1 protein-coding gene is annotated in these 622 nt (G+C 63.1%); it reads left to right on the forward strand.

Features of this window, described 5'->3' with window-relative positions; genetic code table 11:
• On the forward strand, positions 1 to 622 hold a 622-nt coding region (locus AB4097_RS21505), incomplete at both ends, for a flagellin N-terminal helical domain-containing protein (protein ID WP_442043339.1).

The following is a 622-nucleotide window of genomic DNA, read 5'->3' on the forward strand; positions in this document are numbered from 1 at the left end:
CCGACAACACCACCAACTGGTCGGTGTCGACGCAGATCAAGACCGACAACAGCGTCATCGGCACCATCAAGGACACGCTGAAGCAGAACAGCGACCTGGTGAACACCGCCTCGTCCGCGATGGACAACCTGATCACCACGATCGACAAGATCAAGGTCGAGCTGGCCAAGGCCAAGGACGTCAAGGACGACAACTTCGATGCCATCAACACCTCGCTCGCCAAGCTGGGTGCTGAGCTCGACGGCGTTCTGGAGAACGCAGCCCTCAACGGCGTGAACCTCCTCGACGACTCCACCTCCGACATGGACACGACGGCGACCGGCAATCAGATCAAGCTGGCTGCCGGCTGGTCCGGYSGCACGRCCGGCAGCGGCTTCAAGACCATCAGCGTCAGCCTGACGGACCTCGGCAGCTCGGGCGCCGGTGCGCTGACCRCAGCCGGCTCGAACGCGAGCGCCTTGGCGGTCAACGCTCTGAAGATCACCGGGACGGGTGAGGCGGCTCAGGATCTCGTTAACGACATGGCCGCGGATGTGGAAACGGCCCTGGAATCGGTTCGTAACTTCGCCACCGAGCTCGGCGCAGCCAAGAACCAGATCGACGCGCAGTCGAAGTTCCTGGG

The sequence above is a fragment of the Microvirga sp. 2MCAF35 genome (assembly GCF_052115545.1).
GTDB lineage: Bacteria > Pseudomonadota > Alphaproteobacteria > Rhizobiales > Beijerinckiaceae > Microvirga.